Annotated in this window: 19 protein-coding genes; 11 read left to right on the forward strand and 8 right to left on the reverse strand. The window is 70.1% G+C overall.

Annotation, left to right across the window (positions count from 1 at the left end):
* Nucleotides 1-232 precede the first annotated feature (232 nt).
* A complete protein-coding gene (locus E1294_RS57970; protein WP_425465201.1) occupies nt 233-526 on the reverse strand; it encodes a dihydrofolate reductase family protein in 294 nt (97 codons plus the stop codon).
* Between E1294_RS57970 and E1294_RS11155 the strand changes: the two genes are divergently transcribed.
* Nucleotides 456-1,040 carry a TetR/AcrR family transcriptional regulator gene (locus tag E1294_RS11155; protein WP_246082943.1) on the forward strand — a complete coding sequence of 195 codons (585 nt, stop codon included), beginning with the start codon at nt 456-458 and terminating at the stop codon, nt 1,038-1,040. The genes E1294_RS57970 and E1294_RS11155 overlap by 71 nt on opposite strands.
* A gap of 374 nt (nt 1,041-1,414) precedes the next feature.
* On the opposite strand, the gene E1294_RS11160 is transcribed toward E1294_RS11155, so the two are convergent.
* The gene (locus tag E1294_RS11160; RefSeq protein WP_132507536.1) at nt 1,415-2,086 is read right to left on the reverse strand and encodes a response regulator; all 672 of its coding nucleotides are present in this window, start codon (nt 2,084-2,086) and stop codon (nt 1,415-1,417) included.
* Complete coding sequence (locus E1294_RS11165) at nt 2,071-3,309, reverse strand: sensor histidine kinase (protein ID WP_132507629.1); 1,239 nt, start codon at nt 3,307-3,309, stop codon at nt 2,071-2,073. The genes E1294_RS11160 and E1294_RS11165 overlap by 16 nt, the downstream gene beginning before the upstream one ends.
* A gap of 183 nt (nt 3,310-3,492) precedes the next feature.
* Between E1294_RS11165 and E1294_RS11170 the strand changes: the two genes are divergently transcribed.
* Both E1294_RS11170 and E1294_RS11175 read left to right on the forward strand, forming a co-directional pair.
* Nucleotides 3,493-4,434 carry an ABC transporter ATP-binding protein gene (locus E1294_RS11170; RefSeq protein WP_132507538.1) on the forward strand — a complete coding sequence of 314 codons (942 nt, stop codon included), beginning with the start codon at nt 3,493-3,495 and terminating at the stop codon, nt 4,432-4,434.
* The gene (locus E1294_RS11175) at nt 4,431-6,689 is read left to right on the forward strand and encodes an alpha/beta fold hydrolase (RefSeq protein ID WP_132507540.1); all 2,259 of its coding nucleotides are present in this window, start codon (nt 4,431-4,433) and stop codon (nt 6,687-6,689) included. The genes E1294_RS11170 and E1294_RS11175 overlap by 4 nt, the downstream gene beginning before the upstream one ends.
* 496 nt (nt 6,690-7,185) lie before the next feature.
* On the opposite strand, the gene E1294_RS11180 is transcribed toward E1294_RS11175, so the two are convergent.
* Nucleotides 7,186-10,212, reverse strand: coding sequence for a Tn3 family transposase (locus tag E1294_RS11180; protein WP_220447666.1), 3,027 nt, complete (start codon nt 10,210-10,212; stop codon nt 7,186-7,188).
* Nucleotides 10,213-11,060: 848 nt separating this feature from the next.
* On the opposite strand from E1294_RS11180, the gene E1294_RS11185 reads away from it, so the two are divergent.
* Complete coding sequence (locus E1294_RS11185; RefSeq protein WP_132507542.1) at nt 11,061-11,834, forward strand: alpha/beta fold hydrolase; 774 nt, start codon at nt 11,061-11,063, stop codon at nt 11,832-11,834.
* Here E1294_RS11185 and E1294_RS11190 read toward each other — a convergent pair.
* The 4 genes from E1294_RS11190 to E1294_RS11205 are packed head-to-tail and all read right to left on the reverse strand — an operon-like array spanning nt 11,769 to nt 15,412.
* Nucleotides 11,769-13,229, reverse strand: a complete 1,461-nt coding sequence (locus tag E1294_RS11190) for a hypothetical protein (RefSeq protein WP_132507544.1) — start codon at nt 13,227-13,229, stop codon at nt 11,769-11,771. The genes E1294_RS11185 and E1294_RS11190 overlap by 66 nt on opposite strands.
* Complete coding sequence (locus tag E1294_RS11195; protein WP_165977225.1) at nt 13,226-14,215, reverse strand: sulfatase-like hydrolase/transferase; 990 nt, start codon at nt 14,213-14,215, stop codon at nt 13,226-13,228. The genes E1294_RS11190 and E1294_RS11195 overlap by 4 nt, the downstream gene beginning before the upstream one ends.
* Nucleotides 14,172-14,651, reverse strand: a complete 480-nt coding sequence (locus E1294_RS11200) for a sulfatase-like hydrolase/transferase (protein WP_246082944.1) — start codon at nt 14,649-14,651, stop codon at nt 14,172-14,174. The genes E1294_RS11195 and E1294_RS11200 overlap by 44 nt, the downstream gene beginning before the upstream one ends.
* Nucleotides 14,648-15,412 (reverse strand): FadR/GntR family transcriptional regulator, encoded by a 765-nt coding sequence (locus E1294_RS11205; RefSeq protein WP_220447667.1) that lies wholly within the window; start codon nt 15,410-15,412, stop codon nt 14,648-14,650. The genes E1294_RS11200 and E1294_RS11205 overlap by 4 nt, the downstream gene beginning before the upstream one ends.
* A gap of 144 nt (nt 15,413-15,556) precedes the next feature.
* On the opposite strand from E1294_RS11205, the gene E1294_RS11210 reads away from it, so the two are divergent.
* From E1294_RS11210 to E1294_RS11240, 7 genes are read left to right on the forward strand one after another with little or no spacing between them, the layout of a single operon-like run.
* The gene (locus tag E1294_RS11210) at nt 15,557-17,761 is read left to right on the forward strand and encodes a dipeptide ABC transporter ATP-binding protein (protein WP_246082945.1); all 2,205 of its coding nucleotides are present in this window, start codon (nt 15,557-15,559) and stop codon (nt 17,759-17,761) included.
* On the forward strand, nt 17,758-18,660 hold the full coding sequence (locus tag E1294_RS11215) for an ABC transporter permease (protein WP_132507552.1): 903 nt from the start codon (nt 17,758-17,760) through the stop codon (nt 18,658-18,660). The genes E1294_RS11210 and E1294_RS11215 overlap by 4 nt, the downstream gene beginning before the upstream one ends.
* The gene (locus tag E1294_RS11220; RefSeq protein ID WP_132507554.1) at nt 18,661-19,608 is read left to right on the forward strand and encodes an ABC transporter permease; all 948 of its coding nucleotides are present in this window, start codon (nt 18,661-18,663) and stop codon (nt 19,606-19,608) included.
* A 36-nt stretch (nt 19,609-19,644) separates the two neighbouring features.
* Nucleotides 19,645-21,195 (forward strand): ABC transporter substrate-binding protein, encoded by a 1,551-nt coding sequence (locus tag E1294_RS11225; protein ID WP_132507556.1) that lies wholly within the window; start codon nt 19,645-19,647, stop codon nt 21,193-21,195.
* A 54-nt stretch (nt 21,196-21,249) separates the two neighbouring features.
* Complete coding sequence (locus tag E1294_RS11230) at nt 21,250-22,182, forward strand: dihydrodipicolinate synthase family protein (RefSeq protein WP_132507558.1); 933 nt, start codon at nt 21,250-21,252, stop codon at nt 22,180-22,182.
* On the forward strand, nt 22,182-23,600 hold the full coding sequence (locus E1294_RS11235; RefSeq protein WP_132507560.1) for a sulfatase-like hydrolase/transferase: 1,419 nt from the start codon (nt 22,182-22,184) through the stop codon (nt 23,598-23,600). The genes E1294_RS11230 and E1294_RS11235 overlap by 1 nt, the downstream gene beginning before the upstream one ends.
* Nucleotides 23,601-23,638: 38 nt before the next feature.
* Nucleotides 23,639-25,636, forward strand: a complete 1,998-nt coding sequence (locus tag E1294_RS11240) for a sialidase family protein (protein WP_165977226.1) — start codon at nt 23,639-23,641, stop codon at nt 25,634-25,636.
* Nucleotides 25,637-25,899 lie beyond the last annotated feature (263 nt).

The following is a 25,899-nucleotide window of genomic DNA, read 5'->3' on the forward strand; positions in this document are numbered from 1 at the left end:
TGGTTCCATTGATCGTAAGCCCTTCTCCTGTGGCAATGGTATTGTCGTTCTTACATAACTCTTGTTTCGAAAAATCCTTCTTATCAAATACAATCAAGTCATTTTCTTCGTGTCCGTCTTTTGTAAAATCTTTCCCAAATCCTGTTTTTTTTTTTTTTTAGGGTCGCGTGGGCTCGGACAAGTGACGAGGGCTCGTGGCGGACCCGATAGCTCGGAGGACCTGCAACTCTGGCTAACGGAGGACTCGGTAGCGAAGATGAGCCTCACTCGCGAAGGCTGATGTATCGAGGCGCTCAAGCTCGATGTGCCGCCCAAGGCCTGCGAACAGCGAGATGCCGTCGCCGAGCAGGACCGGCGCAACGTCCAGGTGGAGCTCGTCGACGAGACCGAGCCGCAGGCACTGTCGTGAGATGGTTCCTCCGAGCAGGCTGACCCAGCCGTCCCCGGCCGCTTGCGTGGCCAGCCTGACGGCCGCGATCCTCGGCGCCACCGCGCAGCTCTTCCTGGAGTTCGGGTACGACCGCACGCCACTGGCACGTGTCGCCGAGCGCGCAGGGGTGTCCAAGGCGACGCTCTTCAAGCAGTTCCCGACCAAGGCCGAGCTCTTCGAGGCAACGGTGCTCGCGGCAGGCGGATCGCCGGCTCCGGAACCGGTCGAGATCCCGACCGGCGACCTCTACGCGGGCTTGGTGGTGCTAGGTCGCGCGTATTCGGAACTGTTGACTCGTCCTCGCATGGTCGCCCTGATGCGAACCGTGATCGCCGAATCGCACCACTTCCCCGAACTGCGCGAGCGGACCTTCGACTTCGGCACGCTGCCTGTGCTGCAGGCGCGGGGGCGCTATCTGCGGGAGGCACACTCCGCAAGAAGCGCCGACATCGATGATCCGGATCTGGCATCCGAGTTCCTCGGCATGATCGCGTCCGCGATCTTCTGGCCGCGCCTCACGCACGGTACGTGGTCGATCACCAAGGAAGAGCAGTCGCGAGCGGTCGACGAAGCAGCCCGGACGATCGCCGCGCGCTTCGCAACTCCCTGACGTGATTTCCTGCGCATCGCCGGGGACGAGGTCGTCCGCCTGGCCCTCGTCTAACATACTTCTCGGGCATAGCAGACATCGGGCCATTGTGGCCCATCAGTCACGGGAGACACAGGCATACGACCTGGTTGCCGAGTTTGACTGAGATGGCATAGCCACGAACCGTAGTCACATCAGCACCGTCGGAGTGCCGCGACGCTCTCTTAGCGACCTCGAGGCGCTCTCCGCACGCCCGGCTCTTCTGGGGTCCGGGCCGTGCTTGGCCAACTTGGACTACGTGGAAGACGAGATCATCATCCTCTGACCTGCTGGAAGGGGCCTCCAACCCTAGATAACCATCGGCTCACCACTGTTCCAAGCAATTCACGTGAGCGCTACACCGGTGGTCGTGATGGTGCGGGTGCGGCCTGCAGGTAGGCCAGCACCGCCATGACGCGCCGGTTGTGGTCGTCGGACGGAGGAAGGCCGAGCTTGGCGAAGATGTTGTTCGTGTGTTTGCCGACCGCCTTGTCGGTGACCTGGAAGCGGGCGGCGATGGCCAGGTTGGACATGCCCTCCGCCATCAGCGCGAGCACCTCACGCTCCCGGAGGGTCAGTGCGGCCAGCGGCTCGTCGCGGCTGCGGCGGGTCAGCAGCTGGGAGACCACCTCCGGGTCCATCGCCGTGCCGCCCCCGGCGACCTGGCGGACCGCGTCGACGAACCGGTCGACGTCGCCCACCCGGTCCTTCAGCAGGTAACCCACCCCGCCGGAGCGGTCGGACAACAGCTCCCTGGCGTAGAGCTGCTCCACGTACTGCGAGAGGATCAGCACGGGCAGCCCCGGGATCCGGCTGCGCGCTTCCATCGCGGCGCTTAGTCCTTCGTCGGTGAAGCCGGGCGGCAGCCGCACGTCGATCACGGACACGTCCGGGCGGTGCCGGACCAGCGCCTCCAGCAGCATGGGACCGTTGTCCACGGCCTCCACGACGGTGAAGCCGTTCGCCGACAGCAGGCGGACCAGCCCGTCCCTCAGGAGTGTCAGGTCTTCGGCTATGACAACGCGCACGGGACCTCCATGGTCAGTACGGTAGGGCCGCCTTGAGGGCTGCTCACCGTGAGCGAGCCGTCGAAGGCGGACAGGCGGTCCTCGATGCCGCGCACTCCGGTGCCACCGTCACAACGCACCATGCCGCACCCGTTGTCGCCCACGGTCATGCGAAGCACGCCGGCGGTGTGCCGCAGCCGCACCCATGCGCGTGAGGCGCCGCTGTGCTTGGCCACGTTGACCAGCGCCTCTGCGACGGCGAAGTAGACAGCGGACTCCACGGGCGGTTGCGGGCGGCCGGGCAGATCGATGTCGACCTCGACCGGTATCGGGCACAGCAGCGCGGACGCCTCGATGGCGCCAGCCAGACCCCGGTCGGACAGCACCGGGGGATGCATGCCGCGCACCAGGTCACGCAGGTCCGTCAGCGCCTGGCCGGCGACCTCCCGCGCCTCGTCGATCATGCGGACCATCTCGCCCGGATCACGGGAGCCGCGGGCCAGCCCCAGGTGCATGCGGACGGCGATCAGCTTGGCCTGCGCGCCGTCGTGCAGGTCGCGTTCGATGCGCCGCAGTTCGGCGGCGCGCGCGTCGACCACCGCGGCCCGCGACGCGGTAAGCGACCGGATCCGCGCGTCCGTCGCTGTGCCGCCATCCAGCAGCCGTCGCGTCAGTCGTGCCTGCCCGATGCGGAACAGGGGCATGGCCATGAGGGCGACGGCCGCGATGGCCACGATGGAGAAGCTGAGGGCGAACGTGTTCAGCGTGCTCGTCTCCGCCGGCCGCAGCCGGAACCAGACGTAGTCCAGGGCGGCCAGCATCGCCCACACCGCCACCACCGGGACAGGGCCCGTGACGACGTGCACGGCCAGCCAGCCCAGTTCACGCAGCGTGCCGCGCCGGCGCGGTTCCGGCACCGCAGTGGCCCGCAATGGCCGGTCGGTTTCGCACCGGTGGCTCCCTGCGGCGCCGTCCCTGTCGAGCACCCGGCCCGCCCAGCGGCGCTGGTAGGCGGCCAGGCGGTGGACGAGAGCGAGCCCGAGGCCGAGCGGCGCCCGCCCGAAACCGGCCACCGGCACGAGGGCGGCGCTCACCAGCACCAGAGCGAGCACCACCAGCGCCGCAAGGCCGGTGACCGCGTTCAGCGCCAGCGCCGCCAGGCTGCTCACCCCGTTCCGCGCGTACCCCGCCAAAGCATTGACGGCCTGCCGCGCCGGCCCGCCGAACGCGGGTCGTATCCCCATCACAGGTGCAGTCTGCCCTGCCGGCGAGGAGAAGACGGTGGGGCTGGCCCTACCCCTTGAGGTGGCGATTTCCCACCCTGGCCGGTGGGCCGACGCCCATGGAGGCCAGAGCCCCGGACCGCGAGGCTGGTCCCGCCGATCGGACCGAGCTGATCGGCCTGACCTGGCGGACAAGGATGAGACGTGATCGAAGTGAGAGGGCTGAGCATGCGATACGGCCGCACGCTCGCAGTAGACGACCTGACCTTCACGGTCAAACCGGGCCTAGTGACCGGATTCTTGGGGCCGAACGGAGCTGGCAAGTCCACGACCATGCGGGCCGTACTCGGGCTGGAGATCCCCACCGCGGGTGAGACGCTGGTGGACGGGCGCCCGTACGCGTCGCTGCGCCAGCCCATGCGCACGATGGGAGCGCTGCTGGACGCCGGGGCGGTGCACGGCGGGCGTACGGCGCGCGACCATCTTGGCTGCCTGGCACGCAGCAACGGCATCGGCTTGAAGCGGGTGGCCGTCGTGCTCGACCAGGTCGGCTTGACCGACGTGGCGGACCGGCGGATCGGCGGGTTCTCCCTGGGCATGAAGCAGCGCCTCGGCATCGCGGGTGCGCTGCTCGGCGACCCGGCGGTGCTCATGTTCGACGAGCCACTCAACGGCCTCGACCCGGAGGGCATCCGCTGGATCCGCGACCTGCTGCGCTCACTGGCGGCCGAGGGCCGCACCGTCCTGCTGTCCAGCCATCTGATGAACGAGCTGGCCCTCACCGCCGACCACGTCGTCGTCATCGGGCGCGGCCGGCTGATCGCCGATACGACGACGGACGCGCTCGCCGCACGGTTCCAGCGCGACGTGCTGGTCCGCACGGCGCGCCCGGACCGGCTGGCGCAGACCCTGCGCGCGCACGGCGCGAGCGTGACCGCCGACGCCCTGGCACCCGGCGACCTGACGGTGCGGGGCATGGACGCGACCGAGATCGGCGAGCTGGCCCTGCGGGCGGGCATCGCGCTGCGGGAGCTGACGCCGCGCAGCGCCTCGCTGGAGGAGGCGTTCATGGAGCTGACCGAGGACAGCGTCCAGTACGGCGCCCGCCCTGCCACCACCGCAACCGTCTCGGAGGCGACCCGATGAGGGACGTGATCGCCTCAGAGTGGTACAAGCTCCGCTCGCTCCGCTCCAACGTCTACTTGCTGGCCGTCTCGGTCCTCGCCGTGCTGGTCTGCGCTGGGGTGGCGTACCTGGTGGGCCGGGGGTTCGACCGCCAGACGTTCGAAGAGCGGCTGCGCTTCGCCAGCAACGGCGCCGGGCTGGGCACCGGGCTGCCGGTCGCCTACTTTGTGCTGGGCACGCTGGGCGCGCTCTCGATCACCTCCGAGTACGCCACAGGGATGATCCGCACGAGCCTGGCGGCGGTGCCGCGGCGGCAGGTGTTCCTATTCGCCAAGATCCCCGGTCTGGCCGCGGTCACCCTGGTCGTCGGCCAGGTGCTGGCGTTCGCCATGCATCTGGCCGCCCAGGCCGTCCTCGGCGACCGCGCCGGTCAGATGCTGCTTGACGGGGGCACCCTTGGCACCCCGCTTTCGGAGCCGGGCGTGCTCGCCACGGTGGTCCTCGCGGGGCTGTCCATGACGGCCGCGGCGCTGATCGGGCTCGGTGTGGGCGCGGCGATCCGGTCCACCCCTGGCAGTCTGGTCGCGCTCGTCATGTTCTTCCTGGTGATCCCGATCGTCGCCCAGGCGCTGCCGTCGCCGCTGCGTTCGCAGGTGGGCTCGTACATGATGGAGAATCTGCCGTCGCAGATCGCCGGGGTGGGCGGCGGCCTGCTGCCTTCGGGGGCGGCGGCCGCGCTGCTCGTCGTCTACGTTGCCGCCGCGCTGACGGCGGGCGCGACGGTGACCGCGCCGAAGGGACGCCTAAAGGTGGCGGCCGTTGGAGCGGCCGCCACGCTCCTGACCGCTCTGGTGGCGGTGCCCGCCGCCGCAGACTCGGCCGGCTCCGGCCCGTCCTCGCTGGCCTGGGGGCCGTGTACCGACAAGGACGCCCCAAAGGACATGCGCTGTGCCTCCGTCCAGGTGCCCCTCGTCTGGACGGAGCCCGCGGGACGGAAGATCACCGTGCCAGTCGCGATGTTTCCCGCTTCCGGTGCGGCACGCCGGATCGGCACGGTGTTCTCCATCCCCGGCGGCCCCGGCGCGTCGGGCATCGATGAGCTGAAGCAGTTCCACGGGAGGTTCACCAAGCTACGTGACCGCTTCGACGTGGTCAGCTTCGACCCGCGCAACACCGTCAAGCCCGGCGGCGTGCTGCCGTACGAGTGCCTGGCCACCGGCCCTTACATCACCCTGCCGGACACCCGTGCCGAGTACGCCGCGCTCGCCCGGACCAACCGCGAACACGCGCAGCGGTGCCGGTCGGCAGACCCGGATTTCTTCGACCACATGGACTCGGCCTCCGTCGCCCGCGACATCGAGGCCGTCCGCACCGCGATGGGCGAGCAGCAGCTGAGTTTCCTCGCCACCTCCTACGGCGGACATCCCGCGATGGCCTACGCCCGCCTGTTCCCCTCCCGCATCCGCGCCATGGTCATGGACGGCACCGTCAGCCATGTTGAGGAGACGGCGGCCAGGGAGCCCTCCATGTATCAGAGGGCGGAGAAGCAACTAGAGCGGTTCGCCGCCTGGTGCCGTTCGGCCACGGCCTGCGCACTGCACGGCCCGGACGCCAGCGAGGTGTGGCGCCGGCTGGTGGTCGCCGCCGACCGCTCACCCGTGCCGGTGCACAACGACCCGACGGGGGCCGCCTACACGGGGTTCGACCTGAAGGTGACTGCTGCCCCCAACTTCACCTCGCCCGGCCCGGAACCGGACGTCCCGCGCTGGGTCGAGCTGGCCGAGACGATCAAGCAGGCCGCCGAGGGCGACGCCTCCGGCTTCGCCGAGTACGTTCGGCGAGCCACGGGCAGCCCCAAGCTCCCCTCGCTCGCCGGGCAGAACATGACCTCCTGCCTCGACGGCCGAGTGTATGAGAGCTACGCGGCCTACCGCAGGGCAGTGCGCAGGGCGCAAGAGCTGTCGCCGAACTTCGCGGGGCAGCGGGCGTGGTGGCCGCTGGGCTGCGTCGGCTGGCCCGCTCCCGTCACCAACCCGCCGGCGCCGCTGCCCCCCAGCGGCCTGGTGCCCTTCCTCGGAGTCGGCAGCTGGACCGACCACGACGAGGTCGCCAGCATCATCCGCCACGTGCCGGGCTCCTCGAGCGTCCGGTACGACGGACACGGCCACGCGCTCTACGTCTACGGCAAGGGCGGCTGCGTCACCGCCCACGTCAACCGCTACTTCACCAGCTTGAGGCTCCCGCCCCCGGGCACCACCTGCCAGGCCACCGGATGACGACCGGCCGTGCGACCTGGTTTCGCTAGTGCCGCACCCCTGGGGAATGCGGCCGCCGAACTGCCTGCTCTCCCCGCCGCCCCGCATCCCGGCCGTCAGCACCCCCACAACGACGTGCCACCGGACTTGCCTCGGCCTCGGCAGAAGTCACAGTGACCAGCCATCTTGGCCTGACGCGAACGGTCACCCCGAACGAGAGACAGAGCCCGGCCGTCGCGAGAGGCCGGGACTGTCCCACGGGTCAGGCAACTGCCTTGCTGCGGGTGGAAGCGCCGTTCTGGGCGATGATCGTCGGTTCACCGACAACAAGACCTGAACGACTCCAACCCGAGCCGCGCTCGGCGGACCTTGCCCCCTCGTTCCTGGCACCACCCGAAGCGGGCGCACCGTAGCGATTCGCCGCCGAGAACATGACGGCCGCCTACGGCACGCTCCAGCTCATCGTCCGGCTCACGCAGACCGGGCCGTAAGCACGACGATAGCCCGCGCCGCGGGGTCACACCGCAGCCGCAGTTGCCGGGCGCAGCGGTCTCCAGCCGCCGCCGTCCAGCTTGGCCAGCTCCGCCTCGACATCCACGGTGATGACGCCGAAGAAGTTGACGTTCTCGCTGTGCGCCGGAGAGATGTGGGCCAGCAGCGCGTCGTGAATGTCCCGGCCGGTCGCCCGCAGCTGCCGCACCGCCAGGGAGTAGTACTCGGTCGTCCAGTTGATGACGGCGTTGGTCAAAACGGTCAAGCACCACGCCTGGTCCGTCTGATCGGCCAAGGCCGGCTTGGTGACGGCTCCCTGCTGTGCGTAGTGCAGGTCCCGGCGCAGCGCGTGCAGGCTCTCACCTTTGTTCAGCTGGCGGGCGATCTTGCGGCGGTAGGCCGGATCCGACAGATACTTCGCCGCGTGCAGGGTACGGCGCAGCATGCCCCACTCCTTCAGCGCCGTGGCCAGGGTGTTCTGCCGGGAGGCGGCCGACCATTTGCCCACCACCAGCGAGGCGGTGGCCTGGCCGTATTTCAGCGACCCGGCCATGCGCAGCAGGTCCGGCCAGCACTCGGTGATGAGGTCTTCGTTCCAGCGGGCGCTCAGCAGGGGACCGGCGTTCGGGTAGCGCTTGACCGTGTCCGTGGGCGTCTCGTCCCGGATCAGGGTGATCTTGCCGAGGTCGCGGATGCGCGGGGACAGCAGCTTGCCCACCAGGTCGAACAGGGCAAAGTTGATTAAGGTGACGCCGTGGGTATCTGTCGCGTGTTCGAACAGCGGTAGGTCGGTGGCGTTGCCCAGGAAGTCGTCCAGCACGAAGTGCGCCTCGCGGGCGTTGGGGACGATGATTTTGGTGCCGAAGGTGGAGTGCTGGTCGGACACGTGCGTGTAGGACGACAGCACCTGGCCGCCGTGGATGGTCATGTCCCGGGCGGTCGTGCTCTTCCCACGAACCAGGAAACGCTGCCCGTCCGAGCTCGACATGGTGCCGCCGCCGAACACCTTGGCCAGGTCCAGCCCGTGGTGGTGGTTGACGATGACCGTGTTGGCCTCGCGCAGCGTCTCCTCACGCACGTACCACTCCTGCGTCCAGCGCAGCACGTCGTACGGTATGCCGCAGGCCTCCGCCATCCTGGACAACCCCAGATTCGTGGCGTTGGCGATGAGCACGCTGAGGATGTTGCGCTTGAGATCGGCCGACCGGGCTTGCTTGCGGCCGCCAGCGTGGGTGAAGCAGTCCAGGAAGTGCGTGCGCACGTCCAGCTCGATCAGCAGGGAGGCGATCGGCGCGAACGGCAGCATCCCGGCCAACTCGGCCTTCAGCTCCTTGGCCTCGGCGGGCACGTCCTCGGCCGACAGCGGCGGGATCACCAGCTTGTCGTCGTCGAGCCGGACCGCGCCGGTGTCCTCCGGCAGCGCCTGGGCCAGGGTGGCGTCCAGGTCGGTCAGCGCGGCGTGCAGCTCGGCTTTGCCCTGTTCGATCGCCTCGGCCGCATCCGCCGGCTTACGGACCAGCTTGCAGAAGTCCGCGCGCCGCGGCGCCCACTGCTCGGGCGTGTACAGGTAGGTGGCCGGGTCGGCGTAGCGTCGCGAGCCCGGCACGAACACGTCGCCGGAGCGCAGCCCGTCGCGCAGCGCCAGCACCACGCAGAGCTCCCAATAGTGACGGTAGGCGGTCTCATCACCGTCCTTGCGCGCCTTGGCCAGGTACTCGGCGTAGCGGGCCGGCACGAACGAGGTGGGGGCGCCTTCGGGCACTTTGCGGCCACCACTCTCGTTCAGCCGCTTCAAGATGGCCACCGCCTCCATCAGATCCGCGGTGCCGGTACTGCCTGGAAGGCGATCGCCGCCAGCACCTGAGGGGTGAACTGGCGCAGGTAGGTGTAGGAGGCGTGCAGCGCCGAGAGCCGGCCGTGATCGCGGGGCAGCTTCTTCCAGCCTTCGGTGACGACCTCGCGCAGCTTGCTTCCCGATCGTGTTGCGCAGCAGGCCGCCGATCTGTTCGTCGGGGATGGCTGGGTCGGCGAGCACCGGCAAGATCACGTCTAGGAGCAGCTGGCGGGCCTCACCGGCCTTGGCCCGTTCGATCAATGCCTCGTCGGTCTTGGACTTGGCTCGCGATTCCCGGGCGGACACGGCCTGGTCGAACAGCATCACCACCTCGTCGACCTGGTCGATCGCGGATTGGGTGACCACCGCCAGCAAGATCGGATAGCGGCGCTGCTCCTCGCGGCGTTCCAGCGCCTGGTTGGTTGAGCGGCGGCCCACCGAGGCTAAGAAGCGGCGCCGCTCGGCCGCCAGGACCGACATGTCCAGGATGTGGGCGTCCATGTTGCGCAAGTAGAGCAGCTTGTCGACGGCGGTCTTGACCGAGGTCGCGCTGGCGTCGGTGGCTGCCTTGATCAGCCAGGCCAGCCGGGTCATCTTCAGCCCGGCGTCATAGACCAGCAGCCGGTCCAGATCCCCGCGCCGTTCGTCGGTCAGCAGGTGCGCCACCTTCTCCCAGGTCAGCGCGGTGGCGCTGGTCCGGGCGGTGGCCACCATCTTGGCCAGCATCGTCACGCCCGGCCGGATCGTCTTGGCCGCCATCAGATATTCGGTGGCCAGGTTGAACAGCAACGTCGGCGAGTCGTGTTCCATCGCCCGGTCCAGCAGGAACTGCTCCAGTTCCTTCATCGCCGTGCTCCCGGCCGGAGCGCTCTTCCAGCCCAGATAGCCGGCCACCAACCGCAGATGATCGCTGCGTGTCTGCTCCCGCTGACCGTACACGGCGAGAACGGCCGGATCCACCCCCAGCCGCTCGGCCAACCTGGCCACGGCCACCTGCGGCGCCGAGCCCACCTCATCCGGCACGAACCCCAACCAGGGCAACGTGGCGAGCTGGACGGCAAGGCCTAATCGGTCGGTCGGGCCCCGGCCACGGCCCGGGTCGATGAAGGCGACGTCGGCAGGCGTCAGGGTGAAGTACCGGATCAGATCGTCCCGGCCGATATCAGGGTACGACCGCAACCGCTCCAGCTGGTCTTCGGAGAACATCCGGGTCGACATCGACCACCCCCACACCGCCACCGGTCAGGACCGTACGAACCGTAGCGGAAGTGATCAACAAACGGAACGGGCCCGTCAGTGCAGGTCAGGCAAATCCGTTGGAAATTTCCCCAGGACTACAGCGAGGCCAGCACGGCGCGAGGTTGTCAAATATATCGAGGGCTTCTATAATCGGCGCAGGCTTCATTCCGCAAATGGGTACCGGACTCCACTTGAGGTCCACAACGAGTACCTGAGCCGACAGCTCGCATCGTGAAGTGATCGTCAGGAAGCTGTCCGGAGGAGGCGGGGCACCTCATACTCCCTTTGAGGAACGCAGCACTAGCGATGGGCATGCGGCTGGGAGTACTGACCGCTCAGGACGCTGCCCAGAAGTACCAGCCCAGGTCATAAAAGCAGGGATGGGTCTGTGTCCCACCTGCCTGCACACCGTTCCTCCAGTATTCGCAAATTCCCTGAGTGGAGTAGGGGCCGTACCAGTGACCTGCCGTCTCCTTGGCCTGTGCGGGACTGACGGAGAGTAGAAGAGCCGTGAGGCCGCCGATGGCGGTAATGGCAATTCTTCCGGTGACGTTTCGCTTCATTTCTCCGCTTCCTTTAGTCGTTTGATCGTCATACGGCCGGCTACGTCAAGCGCGGAACCGGTATAGGCGACCACTACTTGCCCAGCAGAGAAGCGACCGCCAATTCGGTTCCACGCGATTGAGACAGACGTATGTCTGGAGGTGCCGAGAATTTCGTCACCCGTGTGTCATTCACGCTAATGTCCAAGAAGGCTTGGCGCCCAGGTAACCAGCAGGACATTCATAGGACATTTCGCCGCTGACAGGAGCAGTTCGTGAGAGCTCGTGTCGCGTACGGGTCGCAGCTTCGCCGTCGATCTGCCGGGCCATGGCCTCGACGCGCAGTACCCGCTCGCTTACCAGGCCCCCCAGGACCTCGAGGCGTGGGCGGCCGAGCCGTCCACGCTGGCCGGGGTCACCCTGCAGGACAACGTCGACATGGTCGCCGACGTGGTCCGGCGTGTGGCCGAGCACGGGCCCGTGGTGCTGGTGGCGGCCAGCCTCGGCGGCCTGACCATCACCGGTGCGGGCAACGCCATCCCCCAACTGGTGGATCGGCTCGTCTACATCTCCGCCTGGTCGTGCGTGCAGCGCGCCAACCCGATCGAGTACATGCAGGAACCCGAGTTCGCCGACAACCTGATGGGACCGCTGTACGCGTTCAACGTCGGCGACCCGTCCCAGCTCGGTGTCGGCCGGGCCAACTACCGCACCGCAGACAAGGACCTGCTCGACGCGCTCAAGGCCGCGACCCTGGCGGACGTCACCGACGAGCAGTTCCAGGCCTTCCTCAACATCCTGCAGCCCGACGAATCGATCGCGGTGATGACGGCCGACGCCCGCGTCGACGCCGGCACCTGGGGCACCATCGCCCGCACCTACATCCGCCTCGCCGGCGACCGAACCCTGCCGGTGGCCATGCAGGACAGGCTGATCGCCGAAGCGGACGCCCTGACGCCCGGTAACCCCTACGACGTGCACACCCTGGACACCTCACACGTAGGGTTCCTGTTCAGGGCCGATGAAGTGGCCGCCATTCTCGACAAGGCCGCGATCTAGCAACGGGCCGGGGACGGCCGCTACGTACGGCTCGGTGAGGAGGCCTCCGCGCGCATCACCGCCGAAACCGACCCCGCCCAGCGCCGCCGTCCCTGCTGACCTCCCCTTGCGCTGGAGTGCACCCGAGACCTCAGTAAGTACCCACCGGGACCGGTCCGCCTCCGACGACGTCGAGTTCGGCTGCCGGCCCTTCTGCGCGTTCGACCGGCCCTGCACGATGATGACGTCACCGGCGACGACGTCGACCGCGCGGCCGACGCGGTTGCCGTCGCCGCCGGCGGTGAGCGCGACAAGTTCCAGATCGGTCGACGTCAGCGCCACGGGCAGCGAGACGGTGAACGAGAACCGCGGCGCCGCCGGCGGCACGGTGGCCCGCTGGATCGTCTGCCGGCCGTCGCGGGTGGTCCGCAGCTCTACCGCGGTGACGGCCGGATCGGTTGCCACACCGCTGACCGGCACCGACACGCTGGTGGCGGTTCGGCCCGGGCGGGGGACCACCTGCCGCGAAATCGGGGCGGCGTCTACCCGGACCAGCGAGGGCCGGGCGTAGAAGGTGAGCCGACGGGCGGTGTAGTCGCCGGCGTTCTGGGCGGACGTCCAGTCGGGGATTTCGCGCGGGCCGGCGCCGATGCCGAGGTCCATCGTCTGAGGGCCGGCGGTGGTGAAGGCGTTGACGGCCAGCACCGGAGTCGCGGCAGGAGCGTCAGCGGCCTGCGGGCCGCCAGCGTCGCCCGCGTCGGCGAACGCGTGTACCTGGAACGAGCCGTACCCGTTCGCCCACGGGACCGCGTCGTCGGCATCGCGGGTGATCTCGGACGCTCCCGGGACTTGTCCGGAACCCGTCGCGTCGTACTGATGGGGCCACATCTCGACCCAGCCGGAGCCATCTTCGATCTGCTGCACGCCGGGCACGTTGGAGGCGACCGTCAGGTCGTCGACGAACTGGTGCCGCGCCTGCTCCATGCGGGGCGGCAGGCCGAGGTCGCCGGGGTCGGCGCTCAGCGCCTCCATCGACGCCCACACCCAGGTCGTACCCGCCTCGGTGGTGAGCTCCAGGCAGTAGCCGACCCGGTCGCCACCACCAGAGAGGCCGGCGGTGTCGTCGAATGTGTACGGCGGGATGGTCTCCCGCCAGTTCGCGGCGGTGGGCAGATCGAGCACGCGCATCAGCCGGTAGCCCGCAGCCTCGGCGTCGCAGGACGTCGGCCAGGCGCCTGTGGCGGCTGGTTCAGCGGCGGCGACACCGGGGGCGGCACCCGCGGCGGTGGGCTCGAGCGGACTGCCGGGTGAACCGGTGTTGTCGAAGCGCTGCTGGCCGGTGAGGAACACCAGCACAGTGGGGCCGTCGGGTGCCGTGGCGGGCCACTGATGACCTCCAGCCGTACGAGGTGTCACGGGGGGAGCTCGGCGAACGGTTCCGGTTGCCGGTTGCGTTCGGGTAGCAGCGCCTTGGTGTCGTCGAGCCAGCGTGACAGCGGTTCGCGCATCCGGGCGGCGAGCTCGGGGCGCTGCGCGGCGAGATCGATCTGCTCGCCGGGGTCGGCGACGATGTCGTACAGCCGGGCGGGGTCGCCCTCGAACGACACGATCAGCTTCCACCGGCCGTCGCGGATCGCGGCCGACGGACGCCCGCCCTGGTTGCTGTAGTGCGGGTAGTGCCAGAAGAGCGGGCCGCGTGCGAACGGCTCGCCGCGCAGGGCCGGTCCGAAGTCCACACCGTCGACGTGCTGGTCCGGTATGGGGGGCAGGCCGGTGGCGGCCAGGAGCGTCGGGTAGAAGTCGGGACTCGTGACCGGCTCGCTGATCCGCGTGCCGGCGGCCACCACCCCGGGCCACCGTACGATCAGCGGTACGCGGATACCGCCGTCCTCGGTCCAGCCCTTGCCCTGTTTCAGGGGGAGGTTGCTGGTCGATGAACCCTCCGCGGTGGACAATCCACCGTTGTCGGAGGTGAAGACGACGATGGTGTCCTCGGCGTCGCCGGTGCGATCGAGGGCGTCGAGCAGCCGGCCGATGTTGCCGTCGAGGTTCTCCACCATGGCGGCGTAGGCGGGGTCGGACTGCACCGACCGCCGCCTCACCCGCGCGTCACGCTTATCCCAGGTCGGGACAGGTTCCCCGGTCTCGAACGGGTCGATCTGCGCGAGGCCGGTGTCCCGCGCCTTCGCCTCGTACTTGGCGACCGGCTCGGGCGGCGCCTGGATCGGCACGTGTACCGCGTAGTGCCAGAGGTTCAGGAAGAACGGACGATCGCCGCGGGCCTCGATGAGGGCGATCGCTTCGTCGGTGAGCCGATCCGTGAGGTATTCGCCATCCGGCCCGTCCGGCAGGGTGGGGTTACCGTACGGGAGAACCAGCTCTGCGGGTGTCCCCGGTCGCAACCACCGATGTTGATGTCGAAACCGTGCCGGTCCGGCCAGGTGCGCCGGGGGCCCAGGTGCCACTTGCCGACATGCCAGGTCTGATAGCCGCCCGCCCGCAGCGCTCGGGCGAGGGACAGCTCGTTGACCGGCAGCCAGTGGTGGTACGGCACGTCGCCAGTTCGCCGACGCCATGCCCGCCGATGTACTGGGGGACGCCGACCCTGGCCGGGTAGCGGCCGGTGAGCAGGCTGGCCCTGGTGGGCGAACAGACCGGCGCCGCGGCGTAGGCGTCGGTGAACAGGGCTCCCTGGGCGGCCAGCGCGTCCAGGTGCGGCGTCTCGTAGAACGTGCTGCCGTAGCAGCAGAGGTCGCGCCAGCCCAGGTCATCGATGAGGATGAAGACGATGTTGGGCCGGCGCTCCGCACCACGCGCCGGCGTGGGCCGCCCGCTCACGTTGTCTCCGTGGTGGATTCCGTGGGCGGTGGCGCCTCTTCCTGCGGGTCCTCGGCGAGTTTGGACTCTATGCCGATGTAGTGGTCGTTGATCGCCGTTCGTGCCTGGTCCGGGTCGCCGGTGAGGATCGCGTCGAGGATGGTGGCGTGGCCGTGGTAGGCGTCCATCGGCGTGCGGCCTCGCGACGGTGGGACCGCCGCGTGGAACGCCAGCCAGAACTGGTCGAACAACCGCAGCAGCATCGCGTTGCCGAGATCGCGGAACAGCAGTTGGTGGAACTGCCGGTCGTACTCGGGGAAGCCCTCTCCCCCTTCGGCGAGTTCGCGCATCGTCTCCAGGGTCTCCCGCAGCGCGGTGACGCTCGCCGGCGACATGACCCGCATCGCGTCGGTGATGAGGGCGGATTCGAGGGTTTTCCGCAGCGCGGTCAGCTCGCGCAGGGTCGCCCGCTGGTCCTGGATGAGGCCGTACGGGAGGTGGTCGAGCAGCGGGGCGAAGGAGAAGTCGCGTACGAAGACGCCGCTGCCGCGGCGCGTCTCCAGGACGCCGGTGGACTCCAGCGCCTTGACCGCCTCGCGGACCGAGTTACGGCTGACTCCGAACAGCCGGGCCAGCTCGGACTCCGGCTTGAGCGGATCGCCGGGCCGCAGCCCCTGCCTGAGGATGTAGTTCCTGATCTCCTGCTGCACGATCTGGTACAGCGGAGCTGTGTTGCCGAGATGCCGGAACTCCGGCTCCACGTCGTCCTGTTGAGTCGCCACTTTCTTGATCAATCCCTCGCTCGCTCCAACTTGTAGGATATCTTGCCACTCTTGACACCCTTGATCCGCAAGCCTACGGTAACGAAATCTGTAGGACATCTTGCAGTAATGCGCAGGCCACACTAGCGCCAAGGAGGTCGTCAGGTGTCAGGTGGAGCCCTCGACGGCGTGGTCCGGGACGGGACCGCCCACAGTGGCGCCACGCCCGGCGTGCCGGATCGCGGTGCCGGGCAACCGGTGCTGAGCCTGCGCGACCTGGTCGTCGAGTTCACGACGTCGGCGGGCGTGGTGCGCGCGGTCGACGGGATGAGCTACGACGTCTTCGGCGGCGAAACGCTCAGTGTGGTGGGGGAGACCGGGTCCGGCAAGAGCGTGTCGGTGCTCGCCGCGCTGGGTCTGCTCCGGACGCCGAACCTGCGGCGGGTGTCCGGGAAGGCCATGCTCGGCGACGTCGACCTGCTCACCCTGCACGAACCGGACCTGCGGCGGAGGCTCGGGCGGGACGTTGCCATGATCTTCCAGGACGCGATTTCGGCGCTGAACCCGGTCCAACGGGTCGGGCACCAGATCGCCGAGGCGCTACGGGTGCACGACCGCACCCTGTCGGCCGCCGCGGCGCGGACCCGGGTCGTGGAGCTGCTCGACATGGTGGGCGTCCCCCATCCGGGGACACGTTATGACCAGTACCCCCACCAGTTCTCCGGCGGCATGTGCCAGCGCGTGATGATCGCGATGGCGATCGCCAACCGCCCGAAGGTCCTGATCGCGGACGAGCCCACGACCGCGCTGGACGTCAGCGTGCAGGCGCAGATCCTGGACCTGCTGCGGGTGGCGCGGCAGGAGACCGGCGCCGGCGTGGTGCTGATCACGCACGACCTGGGGGTGGTCGCGGAGACCGCCGACCGGGTCAGCGTGACGTACGGCGGCCGGATCGTGGAGGCCGGCGACGTCACCCAGATCTTCACCCGGCCGCGGCACCCCTACACGGCGGCACTGCTCGGCGCGCTGCCCCGGCTCGACACGGCGTCCGATCGCCTGCTCCCGATCCCGGGACAGCCGCCGGACCCGAGCGAACTGCCACCGGGATGCGCCTTCGCGCCCAGGTGCCCGATCTCCCGTGGCCGCGCGGTGTGCACCGAACTCAGGCCGGAGCCGGTGCCCGACGGCAGCGGCACCGGGGCGAGCGCCTGCCATTTCCCGGACGAGGCGGCGAGCCTGCTCACCGCCCGGCCGGACGGTGAGCAGGCCGAGCCGGCCGGCACGCAGGAAGGCGCCAGCGAACCAGAGGACGCCGGTGCTCCGGACGCCCCCGGCGAGCCGCCGGCCGCGCCGGTGCTCGACATCCGGGAGGCCATGGCACGCTTCCCGGTGCGTTCCGGCCTGCTCGCCCGCCCGTCCGCGTGGGTGCACGCGGTGGACGGCGTGTCGCTGCGGGTCCCGGCCGGGCGGACGCTGGGACTCGTCGGCGAGTCCGGGTGCGGCAAGACCACGCTCGCGCGGCTCGTCCTGCGCCTTGTCGAGCCGACGGGCGGCCAGATCATGGTCGACGGCGACGACGTCGGCAAGGCGGGCCGGTCCCAGCTGCGCCGGATCCGGCGGCGCGCGCAGATGGTGTTCCAGGACCCGTACGCCTCGCTGAATCCCCGGCTGAGCGTCGGCGACAACGTCGCCGAGCCGCTGCGGCTGCAGGGCGTGCCCCACGGCCGGCGCCGGCGTCAGGTCGCTGACCTGTTCACCCGGGTGGGGTTGCGGCCCGAGCACGCGGACCGCCTGCCGGCGCAGTTCTCCGGCGGCCAGCGCCAGCGGGTCGCGATCGCGCGGGCGCTGGCGTCCCGGCCGGGGCTGCTGATCCTCGACGAGCCGGTGTCCGCATTGGACGTATCGGTGCAGGCGCAGGTGTTGAACCTGCTCGCCGACCTGCAGCGGGCGTCCGCGATGGCGTACCTGTTCGTCAGCCACGACCTGGCGGTGATCCGCCAGGTCGCGGACGAGGTCGCGGTGATGTACCTAGGGAGGATCGTCGAGTCCGGGTCGGTGCGGCGGGTCTACGACGACCCGCGCCATCCGTACACGCGGGCGTTGCTCGCCTCGGTGCCGGTGCCGGACCCCGTCGGCCGCGCGGGCCGGCGGCGGGTGCCGCTGGGCGGTGACGTCCCCAGTCCGGTGGATCCGCCCTCGGGATGCCGGTTCCGGACCCGGTGCCCGATCGCGGCCGCCGTCTGCGCCGAGCAGGAACCACCGTTGCGGCTCATCGCCGGCGGCCACACCGCATGTCATTTCGCCGAGGAGACCCCTGACCTGGCCTCGGCCGAGCCGGCCGCGGGCCAGGGACCGGAGGTGCGCGGATGACCACGGCCCCGAACACCCCCGCGCCGACGCCCCGGCGGCGTCTGGCGTCGCTGCGCCGGTTCGCCCGGTCCCGGTCGGCCGTCGCCGGCGCGGCCGGGTTGCTGGTGCTGGCCGCGCTCGCGCTGTTCGCGCCGCTGATCGCCCCGTTCGACCCGGCCGCGCAGGACGGCGAGCCCCTGCTCGGCCCGTCCGGAGCGCACCTGCTCGGCACCGACCAGCTCGGCCGCGACATCCTGTCCCGGCTGATCCATGGCGCCCGCGCCTCCCTTATCGCCGCCGCCGGCGCCGCCGCGGTCGGCGCGGGCATCGGGGTGCCGCTGGGGCTGCTCGCCGGCTACCTCGGGCGGTGGGTGGACGCGGTCGCGATGCGCCTGGTCGACCTGCTGCTCGCGGTGCCGGGGATCCTCCTCGCGCTGGTCATCATCGTCGTGCTCGGCCCGGGCCGGCTCAACCTGATCCTCGCGATCGGGATCGGCGCGGTGCCGGAGTTCGCCCGGCTCACCCGGGTGGCCACGCTCGGCATCCGGGACCGCGACTTCGTGCTGGCCGCCCGGGGGATGGGCGCGAGCACGCCGGACACGATGGTGCGTACGGTGCTGCCGAACGTGCTCGCTCCGATCGTCATCCAGGTCGTCGTCACCGCGTCGATGGCGGTCGTGGTCGAGGCGGGCCTGACCTTCCTCGGCCTGGGCACCCCACCGCCGGCGCCGTCCTGGGGCGGCATGCTCCAGGACGCCCGCTCGTACCTCTATCAGAGCCCGAGCTACGGGCTATTCCCCGGGCTCTGCCTGGCCGCCACGGTGTTGTGCCTCGACAGGATCGGGCGCGGCCTGCAGCTCGCGGTGAGCGGCAGCGGCCCGAACGTGGCGACGCGCGTCACTACCGGAGGTGCGGTCTAGATGTACGGCTACCTGATCCGGCGGCTGCTGCAGTTCGCTGTGGTGCTGCTGCTCGGCTCGATCGCGGTGTGGGGCTTCACGTTCGCCCTGCCCGGCGATCCCGCGACGGTGCTGCTCGGCCCGGACGCGAGCGAGGCGGAGCTGGCCGCGACCCGCGACCGGCTCGGCCTGAGCGGGTCCATCGTGGAGCAGTACGTGTCCTGGATCGGCCACGCCGTCGCCGGCGATCTGGGCTCCTCGTACTACTCGGGCCGGCCGGTGGTCAGCGAGCTGCTCGACCGGATCCCGGCGACGGTTCAGCTGGCCGGCTTCGCGATGGCCCTGACCCTGCTCATCGCGGTGCCGGTCGGCATCGCCGTGGCGCTGTGGCCGCACTCGGTGGTCGGCCGGGCGCTGCAGGGTTACCTCACCGCGGGCCTGGCGGTGCCGGCGTTCTGGCTCGGCCTGCTGCTGATCATCGTGCTGGCCGTGCAGCTGCGGTGGCTGCCCGCCTCCAGCGACTTCGTACCGCTGTGGCGGGATCCGGGCGGCGCGCTGACCGCCACGATCCTGCCGGCGAGCGCCATCGCCGTGCACACCTCCAGCGTCACCGCCCGCTTCCTCGCCACCTCCCTCGGCGAGGTCATGGGCAAGGACTACATCCGCACCGCCCGCGCCAAGGGTGTGCCGGAACGGGAGGTGATCCGCCGCCACGCGCTGCGGAACGCGTCTCTGCCCACCGTCACCATCGTCGGGCTCCAGCTCGGCGGCTTCCTCGGCGGGACCGTCGTCATCGAGGCCGTCTTCAACTACCCCGGTCTGGGGCGCCTGCTCTACACCGCGATCGGCGAACGCGACTACTCCCTCGTACAGGGCGGGGTGCTGTTCGTCGTCGCCGCCTTCCTCCTGCTCAACCTGCTGGTGGACGTCTTCTACGCCGTCCTCGACCCGCGTATCCGGCTTACCTGAGATCCACCCCCTCTCACCCCCTCAGGCGGCAACACCATGACCCTTTCACCGATTCAATCGCGCCTCATCGCCCGCCGTACGCTGCTGCGGACCGGGTTCCTCGCGGCCGGCGCGCTCGCCGGTGCGCCGCTGCTCAGCGCCTGCGGCTCTGACAGTGGAGAGAGCGGGGGCGGCACGGCCGGCAAGATCACGCTCGGCACGACGAAGATCATGCAGTTCGATCCGTACCTCACGAACACCGACATCCACATCCACTCGTTCTACACGTACCTGATCGACTACCCGTCCGACGGCACCTACAAGCCCAACCCTGCCGGGGCCGAGAAGTGGGAGTTCGCCTCTGACCACAAGTCAGTCACCATCACCCTGCGGGAGGCGAAATACCACTCCGGGGCGCCGGTGACCGCCGGCGACGTCGTCACCGGGGTCAAACGGGCGCAGGACCCGGATGCCGGGTTCACCCTCGCCCAGCCGACCAGCTTCATCGACTCCGCGACCGCGGTCGACGACCGGACCGTGCGGCTGAACTTCAAGCAGCCCACGCCCGAGCCGCTCGTGCTCGACTGGATGTTCGCTTTCCCGCTGGTCACGGCGGCCGGCAACACCCCGGCGAAGCTGGAGCACGAGCCGGCCGGCTCCGGCCCGTTCCGGCTCGCGGAGTTCCAGCGCAACCAGCGCCTGGTGCTGAAGAAGAACCCCGACTTCTACGACGCCGGCAAACCGTTCCTTGACGAGGTGGAGTACCGGTTCTTCACCGACGAGGACGCGCTGGTCGCAGCGCTCGAGTCGGGGTCCGTCGACGGCGCCGCGTACATCGCCTTCCGGCACGCGGACCGGCTGCGGGACCGGTTCTCCCTGGTGGAGGGCAACGGCCGGATGTCGCTTTTCTTCATGAACGCCCTCATCCCGCCCTTCGACAACAAGCTCCTGCGGCAGGCGCTGGCGCGGGCGATCGACCGGGAACGCATCCTCAAGCAGGTCAACTTCGGCATCGGCGACCCGGTGTACACGGCGTTCATGCCGTCCTCGCCCGCGTTCGACCCGGCGTACCTCGGCTCGCACGGGTTCGACCTGGACGCGGCCGCGGCGCTGCTGGAGCAGTCGGGCGGCGCCCGCAAGGCCGTCGCGGGCGTGACCTCGGGGACCCCGTCCGTCTCGACGCTGGAGATCATCCAGGCGGACCTGAAGAAGATCGGGTTCGAGTTGGAGATCGCCCCGCAGGAGGAGGCGGCATATCTTGAGGCGCTCTTCGCCAGCAAGCTGCAGTGCACCGTCGCGGCGCAACCCAACAACATGCAGAGCCCGTCGCTGGTCGCCCGGGGCCGGCAGATGCTGACCACCAAGGCGAACACCACGTTCGGCGACAAGGTGCCGCCCGCGTACGTCGAAGCGGTCGACGCGGCCGCCTCCGCCATCACGCCGGAGGAGCAGAAGACCGCCTACGCCGCGCTGAACACCATCCTCGTCGAGGAGGCGTGGGCGATCGGCATCACCACCATGCCGTCGCTGTTCGCGCTGGACAAGCGCATCACCGGCCTGGTCACGGACGTCCGCGACTACGTCAACCTCACCGAGACCAAGGGCTGACCTGCCGGTAGGCAGCGGAGCTCGTCCGCCGGCAGGCAACGAGAAAGGATCCGTATGACCGGGTTGCGCTACTCCACCGATGGACCGGACATGGCACTGCTCACCGCCGTGTTCACCCCGTTCACCGATACCGGTGAGCTCGACCTCGACACCGTATCGAAGCAGGCGGACGACCTGGTCGCGTGGGGTTCGGCGGCGGCGTACGTCGGAGGTACCGCCGGCGAGGGGGCGTCCCTGTCGACCGCGGAGCGGACGGCGCTGGTCGAGCGGTGGTGCGAGGTCGCGGCAGGCCGACTGGACGTCATCGTCCATGTGGGACACTCCAGCGTCACCGAGGCACGTCGGCTGGCCGCGCACGCCGAGTCGGCGGGAGCGAGGGCGATCTCCGCCGTCGCGCCGTACTTTCACCGTCCGGGGACGGTGGACGCGCTGGTCGACGCCTGCGCGGCCATCGCCGACGCCGCACCGGCGCTGCCGTTCACCTACTACCACATCCCCTCGATGACCGGGGTCGACCTGCGGGCCAGCGACGTGCTGCTGGCCGCCCGGGAGAGGATCCCGACGTTCGCCGGCGTCAAGTTCGCCCACAACGACATGGTCGACCTGCAACGGTGCCTGCACCTCGCCGGCGGGCAGCAGGAGGTCTTCGTCGGCGTCGCCAAGCTGGTGCTCGCCGCGTGGCAGTGGGGGGCCCGCGCCGCGATCGGATCGGTGTACAACTTCGCCGGTCCGCTGTTCCGGCAGTTGCTCGACCACGCGGCCCGCGGCGAGCTGGCCAAGGCGCGGGAATGCCAGATGCTGGCGCAGCAGGTCATCGACGCGGCCGCGCGGTATGGCGGCGAGCTGGCCGGCTTCAAGGCGCTGGGCTCCCTGTCCGGTGTCGACTGCGGAGGGTGCCGGCCGCCGCTGGTGTCACCCGGCCCGGAGCAGGTGGCCGCGTTGGGCGCCGAGGTGACCGGGCTCGGGTTCGCCTGCACGGGCCGTTGATGGCGACGAACGTGCTGGTCATCCAGGCTGACCAGTTCCGGGCGGACTGCCTCGGCGTGGCGGGGAACCCGGATGTGCGTACTCCGCACCTGGACCGGCTCGCCGCCGACGGCGTGCGCTACCGCAACGCGTACTGCCCCTTCCCGGTCTGCACCCCGTCCCGATATTCGCTGGTGTCCGGCCTGCACGTCCGCCAGCACGGCGGCTGGACGAACCACTGCACCCTCGCCCCCGGCATCGACACCTTCCCCCGGGCGCTGCGCCGGGCCGGGTACCGGACGGCCGCGGTCGGCAAGATGCACTTCACGCCGACCTACCTCGACGTCGGTTATGACCACCTGGAGCTGGCCGAGCAGGACGGCCCCGGCCGGTACGACGACGACTACCACCGGGAGCTGGCGGCGGCCGGGCTGGCGCCGGTGACCGACCTGATCGACCAGGAGCGAGAGTTCCGCGCGCTGGCCCCACAGTCCTACTGGGACACGTACGGCAGCGGCCGATCGAACCTGCCGGAGGAGTGGCACTCCACCGCCTGGATCGGCGAGCGGGCGCGACGGGTGCTCGCAGGCTGGTCCGATTCCGGTGGCCAGTTGCTGCACGTGTCATTCGTCAAGCCCCACCACCCGTTCGACCCGCCCGCCGGCTGGGACGAGACCTATGACGCGGCGGCGCTGACCCCGCTGCCCGGCTGGACGGAGGGGATCCCGGCCGCCGACCAGCGGCACCGGCGGGAGTATTTCGACTACGGGCGGCTGGACCTGCCACGGCTGCGGCAGGTGATGGCACACTACTACGCCACCATCACACACCTGGACCACGAGGTCGGGCGCATGCTCGACCTGCTGCGGCAGCGCGGGTTGTACGACGACACCATGATCGTCTTCACCGCCGACCACGGTGAATACCTCGGCTTCCACCACCTCCTGCTCAAGGACGGGCCGATGTACGACCCGGTGGTGAAGGTGCCGCTGCTGGTCAAGTTCCCCGGGCGGCAGCGACCCGGCGAGGCCGCCGACGCGCTGGTCTCGCTGATCGACGTCGCCCCGACGGTCCTTTCCGCCTGCGGGCTGCCACCGGCGACGCCGTTGCCGGGCAAGGACCTGGCCGATCCGGCCGCCGGGCACGACTGCGTCTTCGCCGAGGACCGCCGGCACGGCATCGCGGGAATGGCCCGTACCGACCGGTACAAACTGCTGTGGTCGGACGTCGCCGGGGAAGCCCTCTTCGACCTGACCGCCGATCCGCACGAGCTGGCGAACGTCGTCGACGACCCGGCACACGGCGACGCGCTGCGGCTGATGCGCGAGGCCGTCGCGCGGTGGGCGTTGTACGACGCGACCCCACCCACCTATCTGGACCCCGCCGCCCGGCACCAGCTGTTCGCCGGCGCGGTGGCCGAGCACCGCACCGGCGGCTGACGCCCGGCTCCTGCCCCCCGAGGAGAGGAACGACGATCGTGACCACTCATCGTTCGCCCCGATATCGCGCGGTGCTGATCGCCGCCCTGGTGAGCGCGACGGCGGCGTTGTTACCGGTCCAGAACGCCCCCGCGGAGGCCGGTGTGGCCGGCGCCACGGTGGACCCGTTCCGGCACAAGACCACCGTGTTGTACTCCAGCCCGAACGTGCCGTCCGGCTGCTACCGGATCCCGGCGACGGTCAGGGCGGTGGACGGGTCGCTGCTGGCGTTCGCCGAGCGGCGGCTCCACACCTGCGCCGACAAGTCCAACATGAACGTGGTGCTGCGGCGGCTGCCCGCCGGGGCCACCGAGTGGCTGCCGGAGCAGACGGTGGCACGCGGCGAGGACGACGATCCCGAGGCGCCGGCGACCCGGGGCAACCCCGGCCCGGTGGTGTACCGGCGGCTGCCCGGCGCCCCGCCGTCCGGCGCGCCGGACGGCCGGATCCTGCTGATGGGCACGCACAACCCGGTGGACCCGGCCACCCCCGGCTCGAACCACCGCGACGCGCCGCGCACCCCGTACCTGCAGCACAGCGACGACAACGGGGCGACCTGGAGCCCGCCGCGCAGCCTGTACGAGGAACTGGACGACCCGACGTGGGGCCACATGCAGACCGCGCCGGTGCACGCCATCCAGCTCACGCGCGGCGAGCACGCCGGCCGGGTGGTGGCCGGTATCAACTACCGCGCCGGCCAGCAGTTCGGCGTCATGATCGCCTATACCGATGACGGCGGCGACACCTGGCACAAGGGCGCCCGGGTCGAATATGCTCCCGTGGAGCGGCAGAACCTCGGCGAGCTGAGCCTCGTCGAGCTGGTCAACGGCGACATCCTCGTGTGGGCCCGGCAGAACACGAACGCAGGAACCCCCGAGGAGCAGGCCGACCCGTACGTGATGCCGCACCGGTCGATCGCGATCAGCAGGGACGGCGGCGAGACCTACCACCGCGGCTACGCCAACCTGCCGGGGTTCGAAGCTCCGCCGATCCAGTCGGCCACGCTGCGGCTGCGGGCCACCGACGAGGGCGACGCGTACAACCGGATCCTCACGTTCGCGCCCTCGGTGAACGTGCAGCCGCGGATCCGGCCGGTGATCCGCTCCACGTTCGACGAGGGGCTGAGCTGGCAGTCCGTCGACACCCCGCTCGACTCCACCGACGAGGGCGTCCAGGTGTGGGGCACCAACGACCGCAACACCACTGTGGAGGAGTGCGCCTGCTACGGTGGCTACTCCGACATGGTGGAGCTGCCCCGCGGCGACATCGGGCTGCTCTACGAACGCGGCGCCACCGACTACCGCTCGGAGATAACCTTCGTCCGGCTCGACGACCGCGACCTGCACACCCCGTCCACGACTCCCGACCTGCCGGGCCGATCCGCACTGGTCTTCGACGGAGTCACCACCACCCAGGGCCGGCACGGCCGGGCGCTGAGCTTCGACGGCCGGCAGGGCCGGGTGCAACTGCCGTACCGGACGACCCCCGTGCTCGGCTCGGATGACTTCACCGTCGCCACCTGGGTCAAGTACGACGACACCGGCCACGACCAGGCCATCTTCTCGGCGTACGGCACGAACGGCGAACCGCGGGTGTCGCTGCGGGCCGAACCCGGCGGCGACCGCATCCGCGGCACGGTGACCACCTCCGACGGCCCGAAGTCCGTCACCTCCGCCGGCGCGTACGCCGACGGCGCCTGGCACCACGTGGCCCTGCGCCGGCAGGGCGGCACGGTCACGCTGCTCGTCGACGGAGTCGAGGTCGCCTCTGCGTCCGGCGACGCCGGCGACGTCCAGACGGGCGACCCCACGCCCATCTACCTCGGACAGCGGCTCGACGGGGCGGACCGGTTCCACGGCGCCATGGACGAGTTCCGCGTCTACGACCGCGCCCTCACCGGCGACGAGCTGACCCGGCTGCGCACCCGCAACACGAATGGCATCCCAGGTCTCACCGCGCGCCTGCCGATGAACGCCGTCATCCCAGCCGGGGCCTGAGAGCGGTGCCCACGATGCCCCCTGCCCCGGGACACCGCCGTCCACGGGCCGTCCTGGCCGTGGGCTCCATCCTCGCGACTGGCCGAGTTCGCCGTCTACGCAGGCCCAGCCATCGCCCCAGGAGCTCGACGATGACCCTCGCCACGAGGCACCGCTCCACCCTGGCCGGGGCCCAGGTGGTCAAGGAGACCAGCGCGGACACGGGGACGGAGTCGGGCAGGCCGAGTCACCCTCTCGGCGGCGGGCGCCGAGCTGGGCGGACA

Origin of the sequence: Nonomuraea diastatica (assembly GCF_004349015.1) — a bacterium.
In the GTDB taxonomy this organism is placed as follows: Bacteria; Actinomycetota; Actinomycetes; order Streptosporangiales; family Streptosporangiaceae; genus Nonomuraea; species Nonomuraea diastatica.

Coding starts and splice junctions, on each gene's coding strand:
- E1294_RS11165 (WP_132507629.1), bottom strand. CDS start 3,309: ATGGGGATACGACCCGCGTTCGGCGGGCCGGCGCGGCAGGCCGTCAAT.
- E1294_RS11175 (WP_132507540.1), top strand. CDS start 4,431: ATGAGGGACGTGATCGCCTCAGAGTGGTACAAGCTCCGCTCGCTCCGC.
- E1294_RS11180 (WP_220447666.1), bottom strand. CDS start 10,212: ATGTCGACCCGGATGTTCTCCGAAGACCAGCTGGAGCGGTTGCGGTCG.
- E1294_RS11215 (WP_132507552.1), top strand. CDS start 17,758: ATGACCACGGCCCCGAACACCCCCGCGCCGACGCCCCGGCGGCGTCTG.
- E1294_RS11220 (WP_132507554.1), top strand. CDS start 18,661: ATGTACGGCTACCTGATCCGGCGGCTGCTGCAGTTCGCTGTGGTGCTG.
- E1294_RS11225 (WP_132507556.1), top strand. CDS start 19,645: ATGACCCTTTCACCGATTCAATCGCGCCTCATCGCCCGCCGTACGCTG.
- E1294_RS11230 (WP_132507558.1), top strand. CDS start 21,250: ATGACCGGGTTGCGCTACTCCACCGATGGACCGGACATGGCACTGCTC.
- E1294_RS11235 (WP_132507560.1), top strand. CDS start 22,182: ATGGCGACGAACGTGCTGGTCATCCAGGCTGACCAGTTCCGGGCGGAC.